At 48.4% G+C, this 15,400-nt stretch carries 19 protein-coding genes; 8 read left to right on the forward strand and 11 right to left on the reverse strand.

Translation table 11 applies throughout. From position 1 onward, the window contains the following. Positions 1-10: 10 nt before the first annotated feature. Together ACSHWX_RS03910 and ACSHWX_RS03915 are read right to left on the reverse strand one after the other, a co-directional pair. Positions 11-739, reverse strand: coding sequence for a head GIN domain-containing protein (locus ACSHWX_RS03910; RefSeq protein WP_435666879.1), 729 nt, complete (start codon positions 737-739; stop codon positions 11-13). 120 nt (positions 740-859) lie between these two features. After that, positions 860-1,345, reverse strand: a complete 486-nt coding sequence (locus ACSHWX_RS03915; protein WP_435666880.1) for a GFA family protein — start codon at positions 1,343-1,345, stop codon at positions 860-862. 108 nt (positions 1,346-1,453) lie between these two features. Between ACSHWX_RS03915 and ACSHWX_RS03920 the strand changes: the two genes are divergently transcribed. Then, complete coding sequence (locus ACSHWX_RS03920; RefSeq protein ID WP_435666881.1) at positions 1,454-2,614, forward strand: cyclic nucleotide-gated ion channel; 1,161 nt, start codon at positions 1,454-1,456, stop codon at positions 2,612-2,614. Positions 2,615-2,670: 56 nt separating this feature from the next. Here the strand turns inward: ACSHWX_RS03920 and ACSHWX_RS03925 are convergent, their stop codons facing one another. After that, positions 2,671-3,882 carry an NADP-dependent isocitrate dehydrogenase gene (locus tag ACSHWX_RS03925; protein ID WP_435666882.1) on the reverse strand — a complete coding sequence of 404 codons (1,212 nt, stop codon included), beginning with the start codon at positions 3,880-3,882 and terminating at the stop codon, positions 2,671-2,673. Between the two features lie 244 nt (positions 3,883-4,126). Here ACSHWX_RS03925 and ACSHWX_RS03930 point away from each other — a divergent pair, with 244 nt between their 5' ends. From ACSHWX_RS03930 to hpt, 3 genes are all read left to right on the forward strand, one after another. Next, the gene (locus ACSHWX_RS03930; RefSeq protein ID WP_435666883.1) at positions 4,127-4,507 is read left to right on the forward strand and encodes a MarR family winged helix-turn-helix transcriptional regulator; all 381 of its coding nucleotides are present in this window, start codon (positions 4,127-4,129) and stop codon (positions 4,505-4,507) included. A 139-nt stretch (positions 4,508-4,646) separates the two neighbouring features. Beyond that, positions 4,647-5,933, forward strand: a complete 1,287-nt coding sequence (gene fabF / locus ACSHWX_RS03935) for a beta-ketoacyl-ACP synthase II (RefSeq protein WP_435666884.1) — start codon at positions 4,647-4,649, stop codon at positions 5,931-5,933. Positions 5,934-6,213: 280 nt separating this feature from the next. Next, the gene (gene hpt / locus ACSHWX_RS03940) at positions 6,214-6,753 is read left to right on the forward strand and encodes a hypoxanthine phosphoribosyltransferase (RefSeq protein WP_435666885.1); all 540 of its coding nucleotides are present in this window, start codon (positions 6,214-6,216) and stop codon (positions 6,751-6,753) included. On the opposite strand, the gene ACSHWX_RS03945 is transcribed toward hpt, so the two are convergent. Continuing rightward, on the reverse strand, positions 6,743-7,483 hold the full coding sequence (locus ACSHWX_RS03945) for an AraC family transcriptional regulator (protein WP_435666886.1): 741 nt from the start codon (positions 7,481-7,483) through the stop codon (positions 6,743-6,745). The two genes, hpt and ACSHWX_RS03945, sit on opposite strands and share 11 nt — an antisense overlap. A gap of 115 nt (positions 7,484-7,598) precedes the next feature. Here ACSHWX_RS03945 and ACSHWX_RS03950 point away from each other — a divergent pair, with 115 nt between their 5' ends. After that, positions 7,599-8,135, forward strand: a complete 537-nt coding sequence (locus ACSHWX_RS03950; RefSeq protein ID WP_435666887.1) for a peroxiredoxin-like family protein — start codon at positions 7,599-7,601, stop codon at positions 8,133-8,135. A gap of 15 nt (positions 8,136-8,150) precedes the next feature. Here ACSHWX_RS03950 and ACSHWX_RS03955 read toward each other — a convergent pair whose 3' ends face one another. Genes ACSHWX_RS03955 through ACSHWX_RS03965 form a run of 3 tightly spaced genes read right to left on the reverse strand, consistent with a single transcriptional unit; the run spans position 8,151 to position 9,314 of the window. Next, positions 8,151-8,486, reverse strand: coding sequence for a TfoX/Sxy family protein (locus ACSHWX_RS03955; protein ID WP_435666888.1), 336 nt, complete (start codon positions 8,484-8,486; stop codon positions 8,151-8,153). Beyond that, positions 8,487-8,885: a GFA family protein gene (locus tag ACSHWX_RS03960; protein WP_435666889.1), complete on the reverse strand. Its 399-nt coding sequence runs from the start codon at positions 8,883-8,885 to the stop codon at positions 8,487-8,489. It abuts the gene before it with no gap. A gap of 9 nt (positions 8,886-8,894) precedes the next feature. Continuing rightward, positions 8,895-9,314, reverse strand: a complete 420-nt coding sequence (locus tag ACSHWX_RS03965; RefSeq protein ID WP_435666890.1) for a GFA family protein — start codon at positions 9,312-9,314, stop codon at positions 8,895-8,897. A 64-nt stretch (positions 9,315-9,378) separates the two neighbouring features. Here ACSHWX_RS03965 and ACSHWX_RS03970 point away from each other — a divergent pair, with 64 nt between their 5' ends. Next, complete coding sequence (locus tag ACSHWX_RS03970; protein ID WP_435666891.1) at positions 9,379-9,945, forward strand: GNAT family N-acetyltransferase; 567 nt, start codon at positions 9,379-9,381, stop codon at positions 9,943-9,945. Positions 9,946-10,009: 64 nt separating this feature from the next. Further along, a complete protein-coding gene (locus ACSHWX_RS03975; protein WP_435666892.1) occupies positions 10,010-10,825 on the forward strand; it encodes an RNA methyltransferase in 816 nt (271 codons plus the stop codon). A gap of 30 nt (positions 10,826-10,855) precedes the next feature. Here ACSHWX_RS03975 and ACSHWX_RS03980 read toward each other — a convergent pair whose 3' ends face one another. Genes ACSHWX_RS03980 through ACSHWX_RS03990 form a run of 3 tightly spaced genes read right to left on the reverse strand, consistent with a single transcriptional unit; the run spans position 10,856 to position 12,983 of the window. Continuing rightward, complete coding sequence (locus ACSHWX_RS03980) at positions 10,856-11,749, reverse strand: hypothetical protein (RefSeq protein ID WP_435666893.1); 894 nt, start codon at positions 11,747-11,749, stop codon at positions 10,856-10,858. Next, complete coding sequence (locus ACSHWX_RS03985) at positions 11,746-12,630, reverse strand: ABC transporter ATP-binding protein (protein ID WP_435666894.1); 885 nt, start codon at positions 12,628-12,630, stop codon at positions 11,746-11,748. The genes ACSHWX_RS03980 and ACSHWX_RS03985 overlap by 4 nt, the downstream gene beginning before the upstream one ends. A gap of 2 nt (positions 12,631-12,632) precedes the next feature. After that, the gene (locus tag ACSHWX_RS03990; protein ID WP_435666895.1) at positions 12,633-12,983 is read right to left on the reverse strand and encodes a GntR family transcriptional regulator; all 351 of its coding nucleotides are present in this window, start codon (positions 12,981-12,983) and stop codon (positions 12,633-12,635) included. A 369-nt stretch (positions 12,984-13,352) separates the two neighbouring features. On the opposite strand from ACSHWX_RS03990, the gene rpsD reads away from it, so the two are divergent. After that, positions 13,353-13,970 (forward strand): 30S ribosomal protein S4, encoded by a 618-nt coding sequence (gene rpsD, locus ACSHWX_RS03995; protein WP_435666896.1) that lies wholly within the window; start codon positions 13,353-13,355, stop codon positions 13,968-13,970. Positions 13,971-14,044: 74 nt separating this feature from the next. Here rpsD and sbmA read toward each other — a convergent pair whose 3' ends face one another. Continuing rightward, complete coding sequence (gene sbmA, locus ACSHWX_RS04000; RefSeq protein WP_435666897.1) at positions 14,045-15,241, reverse strand: peptide antibiotic transporter SbmA; 1,197 nt, start codon at positions 15,239-15,241, stop codon at positions 14,045-14,047. Positions 15,242-15,400: the final 159 nt, after the last annotated feature.

Consider the following 15,400-nt stretch of genomic DNA (forward strand, 5'->3'; position numbering starts at 1 on the left):
ATATGAGGCTTTACCGCACGATGATTACATCGCCGCCTGCTTGTTCTTCAATGTCTTGGGTCTTTGGATTCCCTTGGACGGTTACCGTGCCGCCAGCCACAGCATCAGCTTTTACATGTCCTGAAATTGTCACGCTCATATCTGCGCCGCTTGAGACTTCAACTTGCCCCGTTTCGCAGGTCACTGCCTTGGCCAAAACATCTGCACCTGAGGAAGCTTCAGCGTTTAATTCAGTACAGGTGCCTTCGGCGGTTAAATTCGCCCCGCTTGCTCCCTCCAAATACAATTGATCGACAGTTAGGCCTTTGGCGACCAAGTCTGATCCAGATTTTGCTGATAGTGTCAGCCGCTTCTCGTTAAACCCTTCGATATGTAAGTCGGAGCCAGAATTGGATTCTGCTTCAACAAGTTTAGGCATGACGACGTTGACCTGAAGTTCTTTGTTCCAATTGTCTACAATCGAAAGAAGACCCAAAATGCTCCAGTCGGTCTTTTGCTCAATAATTAACCTGTCGCTTCGATGGGTGATTTTTAGCTTATCAAGGTGACTTTGCTTGTTGGCTATCGATTCTACAGAAAATGTATCGCCTTGGACAATGTTGACGTCGATACCCTCATGTACTTCCACAAAACTAAAACCGGAAAACTCATATAATTTTCGTTCTTCGGCGTTGGCTACAACCATGCCTGCAATGAGTAATGGAACAGAGATGGTAGCGGCAATTGTTTGGTTTTTCATATTTCCTCGTAACGCTTTGTGGCTCATGATGCTTGCTTATAAATGTTCATATGGCGGTCCCTTGCGCGATTTCAAGCGTCAGTTTTTCGAAGAATGTTGATTTGGCGCACTTGAAATTGGTTATTCGACCAATGTGTGTTCCGTTAAAATGTTGGGCTGGTGCTTCTTCCCAGTGGTCGGGTCGGATGTGTGCTGGTCATATAATGGGAAACCGCTGGGTAAAATGTCGCCCTTAAGCGCGGACCTGGTAAAGATATGTCGCGCGTTGTCCTTTGTTCGCGCATACCAATCGGGATCATCAAACGTGCCGCCAAAAACGCCGACGACTTCTGGGAAGCGTTCGAATGTTTGAAATAGTTTTGTGCCGCAAGTTCCACAGAAATTGATGTTGAGTGCCAAGTTGCTGAGATCAGAAATGTGCGTGTAGATTTTTGGAGTGCCGCTGACAGTCTTTATGCTTTCGCGCATGAATATCGGTTCAAGTAGATATGCGGAGCCAGTTGAGCGCTGACACATTTTACAGTGGCAGATTGTTGTGTGGATCGGCAGTTGGCTCGCCGCAATTTGAATTTCGCCACATAGGCATTGGGCATTTTGAATTTGCATTCTCTTACCTCATATCTGCGAAGCGGTAACCGGGTGAAAGACTTAGCCGAGCAACCTGATGTTAGCAGTTTGATCTGCATAATGGCGTGAATGAACAAGGTTGGATAGATGCAACGTACTGGGATCTTATATTGGCGGCGTAGAATATTTGAAATTTTGGAGCCGTCGGCGGGTGGTGATCGTGCATCTACTATTAGCGATGTGATCATCGTTTCCCTAATTTTTCTCAATGCTTTTGCTTTTGTAATGGGAACGGTGGAGAGTTTTCGTACGCAATTCGGGGCGGTGCTAGACGTTGTCCTCTACGGATCAATTTTTGTATTTTCATTGGAATATGTCGCAAGGGTTTGGGTTTCTGTCGAGCACCCATTGCGCCGCAATGGGCATCCGCTATGGGGGCGGTTACGCTACATGCTCACGCCGATGGCCCTTATAGATTTGGTTGCCATATTGCCATTCTACTTTAGCTTCCAAAACGGATTGGACCTGCGAATTTTACGCGTTCTGAGTATGCTGCGGTTCCTGCGCATTGCGCGATACTCTTCCGCTTTCCAATTGTTTGGTCGGGTTTTACGCAGAGAGGCGCGCTCACTAACTGGTGTTTTATTGATTTTGATTGCGCTGATGTTGGTTTCTGCATCTGGCATGTATGCGATTGAAGGTAGCGCACAGCCAGAACAGTTTGGCGACATTCCATCAGCCATGTGGTGGGCGATGGCGACGCTGACCACCATTGGATATGGCGACGTGACGCCGATTACACCCTATGGGAAGTTGTTTGCTGGCTTAGTGATGATTTTTGGTGTTGGGGTTTTTGCTTTACCAGTTGGCATTTTGTCCTCCGGGTTTGCCATGGAAGTCAATCAACGCAACTTTGTTGTGACGTGGAACATGCTTTCAAAAGTCCCGATGTTCGCGCAGTTGGAGGCAGCTGAGATTGCGGAAATTATGAACATACTGAAATCACGCCATGTTAGTCGCGGCACGACAATTGTTCGAGATGGTGATGTTACGGATGCTATGTTTTTTGTGGTTGTAGGTGAGGTTCAAGTCAAAACCGGCGGTCGCAGTTTGTTGCTTGGGCCAGGCGATCATTTTGGCGAAACGGCTTTGTTGGCCAAAGACTCTAATAAGCTTTGGGCAAAGACCAACACAGTTTGCGATTTGTTGGAACTAGATGCCCACGAGTTTAATCAGCTGCTTAGCCGAAACCCTCATTTGAAAAAAGATTTTGAGGAACTGGCGCAAAAACGATTATTGCCGGAATAAAAAAACCGCCCGCACAATGTACGAACGGTTTTATCATTTCAAAAAAGGGATGAGGGTTAGCTCATCGCTTTTTGCAAGTTTGCGTCAATCGCTTCTAGGAAGCCGATAGTGGTGAGCCATTCTTGCTCAGGGCCAACAAGTAGCGCCAAGTCTTTTGTCATGCCACCGCTCTCAATTGTGTTGATCACAGTTTCTTCAAGCGTCGTGGCGAATTTAGCCAATGCAGCATTGTCGTCCAATTTCGCACGGTGGGCGAGGCCACGAGTCCATGCAAAGATTGAAGCCGTTGAGTTGGTTGACGTTGCTTCACCTTTTTGGTGCTGGCGATAGTGACGTGTCACTGTGCCGTGTGCCGCTTCAGATTCAACCGTTTTGCCGTCTGGTGACATCAAAACAGAAGTCATAAGACCCAAAGATCCAAAGCCTTGCGCAACGATGTCTGACTGAACGTCGCCATCATAGTTTTTACATGCCCAAACATAGCCACCAGACCACTTAAGAGCAGATGCAACCATGTCGTCGATCAAGCGGTGTTCGTACCAGATTTTCTTTTCAGCATATGCATCAGCAAATTCTGCATCAAAGATTTCTTGGAACAAATCTTTGAAGCGGCCGTCATAGACTTTCAAAATGGTGTTCTTGGTTGAAAGGTAGCAAGGCACGCCGCGTTGCAATGCGTAGTTCAAACTAGCGCGGGCGAAGTCTTTGATTGAATCATCCAAGTTGTACATTGCCATAGCAACGCCTGAACTTGGCGCGTCGAACACTTCATGTTCGATTTCAGCGCCATCATCACCAACAAATTTGATGGATAGCTTGCCTTTGCCTGGGAATTTGAAATCTGTGGCGCGGTACTGATCACCAAAAGCATGACGGCCAACAATAATTGGCTGTGTCCAACCTGGGACCAAACGCGGCACGTTTTTACAAATGATAGGCTCGCGGAAAATAACACCACCAAGGATGTTACGGATGGTGCCGTTTGGCGAGCGATACATACGCTTAAGGCCGAATTCTTCAACCCGGTCTTCGTCTGGCGTGATTGTCGCGCATTTTACGCCAACGCCATGTTTTTTGATCGCGTTCGCTGCGTCAACAGTGATTTGATCATCTGTGGCGTCACGCGCTTCAATACCCAAATCGTAATAGTGGAGATCCACATCAAGATAAGGGTGGATGAGTTTGTCTTTGATGAACTGCCAGATGATCCGTGTCATCTCGTCGCCGTCTAGCTCGACGATTGGGTTCGCTACCTTGATTTTGTCCATGGGATACTCCGCGAAGCGTTGGTTGAATGGGGAGGCCTGTATGTGGGGTACAGGCATTCGCAGCCCCTATAGCACTACATTGAAGAAACGCAAAGTGCTGGTCATGAATTGGGTGGATTGCTTGGTGGTAACTATTGGGGTGCGACTATAGTCTTGACATTGTGTAGATACACACTACCTTTTTGATATGGAGTCTGAAATTGAAAAATGCTTGTTGCGAAATACGCGTGCTGCGGCTCGGGTAATGACCCGGCGCTTTGCAGAGCATATGCGTGCGTTTGATGTTTCCACCGAGCAATTTTCGTTGATGGCCTCGCTCGTGGGTACCGATCACAATTCGGTTTCTGCTTTGGCTGAGTTCTTAGCGATTGAGCGCACGACGTTGACGAGAAATTTGGCGCTGCTGGAAAAAAAGAGACTGGTGAAACTTGTAAGGGCGAAAAAGGGCAATGCGCGGGTTGTTGAGTTGACCGATGCGGGAATGAACCTCATGTCAGAGATGACGCCTTACTGGCGCGAGGCGCAGCATATCGCTTTTAAACGCGTGAGCCCGGAAGAGGTTAGCCAAGCTCTGGATATTTTACGCCGCATCACGGCCGAACTTTCTAGCGGTGATGTCTTATGATGGCGCGAATACAATTTTTATCGGTAACACTGTGTGTTTGCGAGAGAATTTCTACTGCCTAATGAAATGAGTTGGCGTGCGACGTTGATTTTTGACGTCGTGTGCTGGCAATAAATTTGAAATCAAGATGGGATTAACAATGACACATTTGAGAGCGGGCGCAGACCCAATCGTTGTAACGGGCATGGGCGCAGTCACCCCATTGGGCGTTGGTGTGGATGTGAATTGGAAGCGCTTGCTGGCTGGCAAAAGCGGTATTGTTCGACATACCCGGTTTGATACGGAGCCATTTGGGGCAAAGATCGCGGGCACAGTGCCCGCCAAAGCCGATGATATTCACGGCTTTAGTGCAGAAGACCACATAACGCCCAAAGACATCAAAAAAATGGATATCTTTATTCAATATGGAATTGCGGCGGCCAATGAAGCGCTGGGGCAAGCTGGATGGGCACCACAAACTGACGAAGAAAAAGAGCGTAGCGCTACGATTATCGCGACGGGCGTTGGCGGGTTTCCGGCAATGACCGCTGCCACCAGAGTTATTGATACGCGTGGCCCACGTCGGTTATCTCCATTCGTTGTGCCGTCGTTCCTCGCAAATCTCGCGGCAGGGCACATTTCAATTTTGCATCAGCTCAAAGGGCCAATTGGTGCGCCGGTAACCGCATGTGCAGCATCTGCGCAAGCGATTGGCGATGGCATGCGTTTGATTTTAAGTGGTGAAGCAGATGTTGCAGTTTGTGGAGGCGCGGAGGCATGTGTCGATCCGGTCTCCATCGGTGGGTTTGGTGCGGCCAAAGCGTTGGTTACCACGTTTAATGATGAACCAGAGCGGGCGTCGCGACCCTTTGATACAGGGCATGCGGGATTTGTTTTGTCTGAAGGCTCTGCAGTGCTGGTGCTTGAGCGTTTAAGCCATGCACAAAAACGTGGTGCCACGCCTTTAGCCATCGTGTCTGGATATGGCACGACAGGGGATGCCTTTCATTTGACCGCTTCTTCACCAGACGGTGAGGGCGGACAACGCGCGATGAAACAGGCCCTTCGGATGGCCGATTTGGAGCCAAAGGATATCAGCTATATCAATGCGCATAGTACCTCGACGCCTGTGGGTGATGCTGCTGAAATTGCAGGCATTTCGGCGGTGTTTGACGGACGGGGCAAAGATTTACCTGTCACCTCGACAAAATCGTCGATTGGCCATTTGTTGGGTGCGGCTGGGGCCATTGAAGCGATCTATTCAATTTTGGCACTTCGTGACAATGTGGTGCCTGCTGGGATGAACATTGATGACCCGGACCCGGCAGCGGATAGGTTTGAACTGTCGCCAAACAAGCCAACGGAATGGGACGTGAAGCACGTTCTTTCCAATGGCTTTGGGTTTGGCGGGGTTAACGCCAGTTTGATTTTTAGTAAGGTCTCCTAAGTGCGGCAGAAGTTAGTGGACCTCGCATCAAGTGCGGGGCGGCCCAGTGTGGGGCTGTGCAGAATGAACGATTTGCGCGTGATGCAATGCCAAGTCGAACGGTGGGAAATATTCGGGGGTGGGCTGTCACTTAAAGCGATAGCCCCCGCACCATCCCGGCCATGCGCCGGGATCAGTTTTTAACCGGCCAATGGGACGGCAATCTGGTTGTGGATCGTTTGTCTAGGTTGGTGACTTATCGAGTTGCTCTGCTAAGCTCTTTTTGAGTAAGAGGGGCACCATGGACCATTCAAATTACGTCATTGATCAGATGATCTCTGCCAAATCCATTGCGGCGCGGGTTGAAGCGTTGGCGTCGGAAATCGAGCATACATTTGCGGGTACCGACAAACTGATTGTTGTTGGTCTGTTGCGTGGCTCATTTGTGTTCATTTCTGATTTGGTTCGCGAACTCGAATTGCCTGTCGAGGTTGATTTTTTAGAGGCCTCATCTTACGGCAACAGCACAGAATCGTCCCGTGAGGTTCGTATTTTAAAAGACCTACGTGGTGAGATTGAAGGCCGTGATGTGCTGGTTGTTGAGGACATCGTTGATACTGGGCACACGCTGACCCACGTTTTGGGTATGCTGAATTCGCGCAAACCCAAGAGACTTGAAGTTTGTGCGTTGCTCGACAAGCCTACCCGCCGTGAAGTTGATGTTAAAGCGACTTGGACTGGCTTTGAAATTCCGGATGAATTTGTGGTTGGCTATGGCATTGATTATGCACAACGAAATCGTAATTTGCCCTATATCGGTAAGGTGAGGTTTACCGCGTAGCGATTGCCGTTACTTTTGGACGGGTGCCAAATTGCTTTCGATAGGCGCGTGAAAATGCATCGGGTGCTTTATAGCCATATCGGTTTGCAACGCGATCTACGCGCTCGCCTCTTTCTATGTCCATTCGGGCAAGCATAAGCCGCCATCGTCGCAGGTATCCGGCAGGTGTTTCGCCCACAAGGGACGAGAATAATTGTTTAAATCGGCTGTGTGATAGGCCAGCAACCGCAGCCAAATCGGCATTTTGCCAAGGCTTGCCGGGTTTTTCATGCATGGCTACAATTGCGGTGCTAATGCGTGGGTTTGCTAAGCCTGCCAAAAGCCCAGGTGTTGTGGCACCCCGGTCAATTTGCAGGCGTAAAATGCGCACAACCAAAACCTCACCCAAACGGCTCAGCACGGCACCAGACCCGCAGCGGTTCGCGTTGTGCTCTAGGGACAACAGGGAAATGAGATTTTCCAGATCGTCATCGGCCACAATATGTTCTAACACCTGATGGGGAAGAGCTGTGCGCAAAGGATTGGTTTCGCTGCCAAAATCAATATGGAGCGAAAACAAGATTTCGCGGCCTTTCGGATCAATGCCCTTATTGCGTGGGGTGAATTCCAGCAATTTTTGCTTTGTGTCGCGATCATGAAACGCTGCAAGGTTGGAGGCGGATAGGGGCACTGGTTCTGCACGCAGGCGAAAGTGATCAAGCAAGGAACTTAAGCGGTCAAGTTTGGACATTTCGGCTCTTTGGTTGGAAAATTAAGACCAATGCGACTTTATCGTCTGCTATTGCTGGATGCAACACTTGGAAAGTGGAACACTTTCGAAGTGCAACACTTGTAAGGAGATAGATATGTTGATGCCGAGACAGAAAACGCCGAACCTGAGCGTTGCAACGCTAGATCATGGACAATTTGACCTTGAGGCAGAAAAAGGCGAGCGCGGCACGTTGGTGTGTTTTTATCGCGGTTATCATTGTCCTATTTGCGCAAAATATCTTACCGAGCTAGATCGGTTGGTGCCTGAATTTGCAGAACGTGGCGTAAATATCGTTGCCATTAGTTCGGACAAAGAAGACCGGACGCGCATGATGGCCGACAAGATCGAAAGTAAGAATTTGCGGTTTGGTTATGGCGTTTCGCTGGCCGACGCTAAAGACTGGGGGCTTTTCATCTCAACTTCGCGGGGGAAAACGTCGATTGGTGTTGAAGAACCTGACTTGTTTTCAGAGCCGGGCGTGTTTCTGGTTTCGCCGGATCAATCGCTTTATTTCAGTATTGTGCAAACGATGCCGTTTGTGCGTCCAAATTTCAAAGAACTGCTCGGTGCGCTGGATTTTGCGATTGCCAACAACTATCCCGCACGCGGCGAATATGATGGTGAAGTGTAACGCTGGTTTATAGCTCTATTTCGGCGGCAGAGCGCCAACAAACTCTGTCGCCAAGGCTATCCAATTTGCGAGTGATTTGTCGTCATCAATGGCGTCGGGCGCCACATGCACAAAGCCCTTCATCACCTTGCCCGTAAAATCCATAACGCTGGCACCGGGGCGGGCCAGTGCTTCTTCATAACGGTCTGGGCCGACGCGGGCCATTAGGGTGCCGTCTTTGTGGGGCCCGACTAGCATATTGCCATTGAGCATAAAGGCGATGCCGCCGAACATATTCTTTTCTGTTACGTTGGGGTCTTCGCCAATCACCTGCCGGATGCGGGTGGCTAGGGCTTCGCGTTCTTCGGTCATTTACATAAACTCATGCTTTTCGATTTTCTCGTCGATTATGTCCCATTTCTTGCGCAAGGAATTATACAGAATAACTTCTGGCTTGAACCAGTCAGACTCGTCGAATGCCCCCACTGATACGCCAATGGCTCCCGGTGTTTTGGCATTTTCTGCGAACAGACGTGAGCCACATTCCGGGCAAAAATGTCGGGTGCGGGTGTTACCCGAATCTGAAACGGATTTGTGGGATTTCGTTGTGCCTGAAATTTTAACGTCACCTTTCTTAAAGAAGGCATGCACAACATGTCCCGTACCGGTTGCTCTTCGACAGGCGTTGCAATGACATTGCGCCATCCTAACGGGGTCAGCTTCAACTTCAAACGTTACAGCGCCGCACAAGCATTGGCCGGTTTTTAGCATCAGGTATATCTACTTCTCTTTGTACTTTTGAAACTGTGGCAATTGCGGATGCACAAAGTCCCAATTTTTGAGGGTTTGCGCAAAAATCATCGAATTTGGTTGGTAAGAAACGTCGGTGTCGGAGAGCAATCCGGCTGGCAATAGTTTGTGGCCAGGCACGCGGTCGGTTACCCCAAAAATAGGCGTGCCGCAATTGGGGCAAAAATGACGTTGCACATTAGAGCCACTGTCGGCGACCACAGAAAAGGACTTGGTTTCCCCAGAAATTTGAGTAATCTCATCGGGATAAAGGGCGAGGGCCGTATGGCCGGTGCCACTTGCCTTTTGACAGTCTTTGCACGCGCACAACATTGTGGTGCGCGGCTCACCGGAAATTTTTATTTTTATTGCGCCACACGCGCAAGATGTTTCGATCTCTTGGTTACTCATATGCTCAGCTTGCCGAGCAATTGGCGTTGATGCAACATAAAACTGAACGTGGATATTTGAATAAATGAATTTACCGATCCAACTGCCAATTGAAACCGAACGTTTGGTTCTGCGTTTGCCACAACTGGATGATGTCGACGCGTTGATGGAATATAGCCAGGACGCGGATGTTTGCCGATATTTGCCATACGAGCCTCGTAGTCGGCAAGAAATTGAAGCTTCTATGGAGCGACGAATGGGGTTCACTGAATTTACCCCTGAAGGGCTTCCGTTATTCCTGCATGTCGAACTCAAAGAAACCGGCGAGATGATGGGTGAACTGCTGTTGTTTTCTAGGAATGTTGAAGCCCGGCAAGGTGAAATTGGCTATGTGTTTAACCCCAGATTTCAAGGTAAGGGCTATGCGTTCGAGGCTGCCTCCGCCCTTATGGATGCCGCGTTCAAAGAGGCCAACTTGCACAGAATTGAAGCAAAATGTTCAGCGGTGAACACATCGTCATGGAAATTGATGGAGAAGCTCGGTATGCGGCGGGAAGCGCACTTTAAAGAACAAGCGCTCTTTAAGGGCGAATGGGACGAGTTGCTGATTTACGCCATTTTGCAACGAGAGTGGCTAGAACTCGCCAAATAATCAATTGGCTTGATCTTTTATCCCGATTGCCCCATTCATCTCGACCAATGAATGGAGCGATAAATTGGCAGGCACAGACAGCACAAAAGGCTTGGACCTAAAACCTGGCCCGGCGATCATATTATGTGAGCCGCAATTGGGCGAAAATATTGGCACCGCTGCGCGCGCGATGGCGAATTTTGGTTTGTGGGACATGCGCCTTGTTAACCCACGGGACGGCTGGCCCAGCGAGAAGGCGCGTTCTGCTGCAGCAAAAGCGAACCATGTGATTGATCGTGTTCAGGTGTTCGACACTGTTGAGGACGCGATTGCTGATTTAACCCGTTGTTATGCAACGACCGCCCGTTCGCGAGATATGTATAAGCCAGTTATTGGTCCTGATATGGCCGCTGATGAAATGGTTTCGCCAATCAAGAACAATGAAAAAATTGGCATTCTGTTTGGTCGTGAGCGGTGGGGCCTAAATAATGACGAGGTCGCGCTTTGCGATAAAATCGTCACTTTGCCGGTTGAACCCGCATTTGCATCCCTGAACATCGCTCAGGCGGTGTTGGTTCTCGCCTATGAATGGCGACGGGCGTTTGATGGGGCTGGTGATTTGCCATTTAACGGAGATGTGGGGCAGCCTGCGACCCGACAGGACCTGATTGGTTTGATGGAGCACCTTGAAGGTGCGCTGGACCGGGTGAATTTCTTTAAAACGCCGGGTAAGCGCCCATCGATGGTGGCGAATATGCGGGCAATGTTTGCCCGCGCGCAAATGAATATTCAGGAAGTCAGAACTTTTCGCGGTGTTGTGGCGGCGCTGGACCGGCGGCATGAACGTGAAAATCCAAAACGGGATCAATCCAAATACCAACAAAAAAAGGACGCCGAATAGGGCGTCCTCTAGATTTGAACTGGTTGCCGATTAGGCGTCAGTTATGCGGCGGCGATATTCTGAGGCGAGGTAAACAAAACCTGCCAACATCGCGACACCGATAGCCATCTGTAGCCAGTCAACTTGCGAAATTCCGTACTGGATAAGTTCGAGCGCAGAAACTGAGTTCGGGTTAAAAATCCATACTTCTGGATCGAAATCATTAGGCTCTTCACCAATCATTTCCAAGCGGAACAGGATGAATTTTAGGATTTGGCTTTCATAGGCAAGGTCACGAATATTGATCACGCGTTCAAGCAGTACAGCCAAACCTGGGATGACGAAGAATAGCGGCATACTCCAACGTTTAAACAATGTGCCCAAGAATGCTGCCCAGCCGATAATTGGGGCGTACCAGAACAAAGCAATGAGCAAATAGACGGCACCGGCAATGGTGATTTGCATGTAGCTATTTAGCGCTTCAAGCGGACCTGGTGCTGTGTAGAATATTGTGAGCATGCCGATTACGTTAGCAAAAACAAACCCAATAAGGCCGGTCACCATGATCCAGACACCAATCGCCAAAGGCATGATTGTATAACCTGCGACGACCTTGGAGCTTAGAATTTCCAAGTCAGTTTTTGGCATGGATTTCCAAAACAACATGGAGTTGTTTCGACGGTCTGCATGGAATGCATCAGAAAAATAGAAAAACAGCGCGATGAAAAAGTAAAAAGCCCACGCCGCGAATATGCCCATATACATGGCTTCATAGAGTTTTAGGCCGAGCGGCATTTCAGTTTCAGCTGCAATGCCGGTTTGGTTGAATATAACCGAGACGGCAAGTACGATTGTTACAACTAGTGTAATGATGGCTGGTGCGAATAAAAATGCACCACGGTGTTCTAGAAATTCTCGTTTAACGAGTGCGACCCAAGATCTCATATCATTTCTCCTTGGTGAGCGGTCTCGCGTTGCATGAGCGCCACGAATAGGTCTGAAACTGTTGGGATACTGACTTGGCCCAACGCGTCTAGTTTGTCGGCATCAACACCATCAAATATCAGGATGTCTTGTCCGAATTTGCTTTCCTCAAAAATTGGTTTGAGCTTTTTCGCTTCTGCCAAATTATCAGGTCCAACAACAAGTTGAGCGTAGCGCTCACCCACATCTTCCATGGGGCTGTCGAGCACCAAATGTCCGTCTCGGATAAACATTAGGTCCGTCAGCATAAACTCGATTTCATCCACTTGGTGGGTGGTGATGAGGAGCGTGCGGTCTTCGTTCATATAGTCTTCAAGCAGTCTTTTATAAAAACGCTTGCGGTAGGTGATGTCCAAGCCAAGTGTTGGCTCATCCAAGACTAGAAGCCGAGCATCGATCGCCATGACGATAGCAAGGTGCAACTGAGCGACCATACCTTTTGATAGATTTTTAATCTTTGCGTCAGCGCGTATGTCTGTTCCGTGAAGAAATCCATTTGCTTTTTCCCTCGAAAAATTTGGATGTATGTCGTCGAGCATGTCGAAGAGTTCGCGAACGCGGAAGAAACGTGGCAGGCTCGCAACATCTGAGATGAATGCAACTTCATTCATCAATGCAGCGCGCTCTGCGTATGGGTTTTTGCCCAAGACGGTGATTTCGCCTTCAAATGAAGTGAGACCTAAAAGTGCGTTCAATGTTGTTGTTTTACCGGCACCATTGTGACCAATTAGACCCACAATACGGCCCGGCTGAATTTCAAAATCCAACCCGTGTAGGATTTCTTGTTTGCCAAAGCCTTTACGCAGTCCGTTGGCTTTAACCAGGGGAGTAGGGTTACTCATTATTATGCCCCTTCTTTCAATAATTCTTTTAGGTCAAGGTCGAGTGCCTTGATTTGGATGACGATGCGTGGCCATTCTTCGGTCAGAAATTTTTCGCGTTCGTGCTTTAGCAAAATTTCTCGCGCCCCTTGTGCAACAAACATGCCCAAACCTCTTCTTTTTTCTACGACGCCCAATTCAACAAGAGATTGATAGGCTTTGGTGACGGTTAGTGGATTGACTGAAAGGTCCGTCGCGATCTGCCGAACGGATGGCAGTGCTTCGTCCTCTTTTGCTGTTTTATTCAAGATCAGCGCGCCAATACGTGTTCTGATTTGAATAAAGATCGGCTGTGTTTCATTCCATTGCTTCATGTGTCTCACTCACTTAGTGTGCTACAGTAGTACCACACCAAATCGGAATGGCAACAGGAAAATGCAATAGGAGGCAAAAAATATTTTGACGGCCTGATTTGTTGGGTAAAAAATGACGCTGAATATGGGCCAAAACCGCTGATAATCATTGACTTCACGGGCAGGGCGGTCTAAATCCGCACCACTTGATGAATCCATGGGTTGATCAAGGGCACCCGAGACTGTCGGTTTTCATATTGGTCAAAGTGATTTGGCCAGCCGGAAACGGCTTGAAGTGTTTTTCGCACAGTCTGTCGGATTTGTTGAATCAAAGGTTTAGCAAATCAAAGGAGGGCGCTGTCTTTAAAGAGAAAATGAAAAGGACAAGCGATGACAAAACGCCATTCGCAGAAGTATAAAATTGACCGTCGCCTCGGCGAAAACATCTGGGGTCGCCCTAAGAGCCCAGTAAACCGTCGTGAATATGGCCCAGGCCAGCACGGCCAACGCCGTAAAGGTAAATTGAGCGATTTCGGTCTACAATTGCGCGCTAAGCAAAAGCTAAAAGGCTATTACGGCAACCTTACCGAAAAATCATTCAAACGTGTTTATGGCGAAGCTACACGCCAACGCGGTGATACAGGTGAATTGCTGATTGGTCTTTTGGAGCGTCGTTTGGATGCGGTTGTATACCGTGCCAAATTTGTTGCTACCGTTTTTGCGGCACGTCAGTTTGTGAACCACGGCCATGTTCTTGTTAACGGCAAAAAGGTGAACATTCCATCTTACCGTTTGAACGTTGGTGATGTTGTTGAAATTCGCGAGAAATCAAAGCAGCTTGCATTTGTGTTGGAAGCAACACAATTGGCTGAGCGCGATGTGCCCGATTATGTTGATTACAGCCATGAAAAAATGACTGCAACAATCACACGCGTCCCAACATTGTCAGATGTGCCATATCCGGTTCAAATGGAACCAAACTTGGTTGTGGAATTCTACTCTCGTTAATCGAGACGAAAACACACTAGAGAATTTGAAAAGGCCGCCCACTGGGCGGCCTTTTTGTTTGCGGTGTCGTTCGATCAACGAGGAATTTCTTTTTCGAACTTGCGAAGACGTTGGTAGACGGAAATCAATCGAATAATCTGTGTCCACGAATTGGCAAGATACTGAAACGAGTTTTCTACTCTACCGAAAGCGTTGAAGACTTGCTGAAGAACGCCAAACGTGATGACGCCCTTTGCTATTGAGGGGCCTAGTGCGATTAGCGGGAAAAAATTGGCACCTTGCAGATATAGATATCTCGCAACATTGAAATACATGTAGTGGAAATAGAGCCTGAAATAGTTTTTACGCACATCGCCGAACAGATCGGCAACTTTTTTCGGTTCTGCATATTCAGCACTGTCTTCGCCGTAAACTAGCTCCTTGCGATATGCCGCTTCAACTTTTTGGTTGTTGAATTCCAAGCCTGGCAATTTGAAGCCAACGGCTGCTAGCAAAACGGTGCCAAATGCCGCTGAGACGATTGCGACCCAAACTAAAGAACCTGAAACTTCCCCCAGTACAGGCAGTTCTGCAACTTGTTGGGATAAAGTCCATAAAATGGGCAAAAACACTGCAAGTGTCATAAGAGAGCCAACAAAATCTGCGCCCAAGTCTTCCACGCTAGATGCAAATCGCATTGTATCTTCTTGCACACGCTGAGATGCGCCCTCAACAGTCCGAACGTCCTGCCAATACTCCATGTAGTAAAAATTCATCGCTGTGCGCCATCGAAAGATATAATGACCGGTGAAGAACGCAATTAGAACCGCCACAGCGATGTTGGGTAATAGAATATAGGCAACCGGTATCAAATCACCGTAAAACTTTTCGATAGAAACGGATCCAGGTTCCGCCAACGCTTGTTGGATTTGGTTGTAAAAAGAACCGTACCAGTCGTTGAGCCAAGCGCTAACCTGAACTTGCGCAAAGAGAACTAAAACAATCGTCGCAGTTCCAACGACGGACCACCAGAACCACTTGTTGCGGTCGATAAAGAACCATGGAAGGCAAAAGCCGTAAGTGGCCATTGTGATGAATTGGTAGAGCCATACCTTCTGATTGGTCAAGAATGGCGCAGCATCTTCACCCGCGTCGGGTGTTAGAACCGGATCAAGGCTGATCAATGCTTGTAACTGACTGCCCAGTGCATACCAGATCAAAACGCAAACAGCGGCCCAAACGACAGCCGAACCAAAGAATATCTTTGGCATTGGAAAAAAAGAACGAAACATAAAGCGACTCCCCCATCATATATGTTCTCGCTGTCATATTTCATTCACATTCGTTAAGTTGCAAGTCGTTATACGTGATTGTGAGTAGTTTGATTGAATTGGTGAGATGGGCGACTGGTTGTTTGGTGCTGGCAAATTGCGGCTAAACTCTTTCTTTTT

It is taken from the genome of Maritalea sp. (genome assembly GCF_051251695.1).
In the GTDB taxonomy this organism is placed as follows: domain Bacteria; phylum Pseudomonadota; class Alphaproteobacteria; order Rhizobiales; family Devosiaceae; genus Maritalea.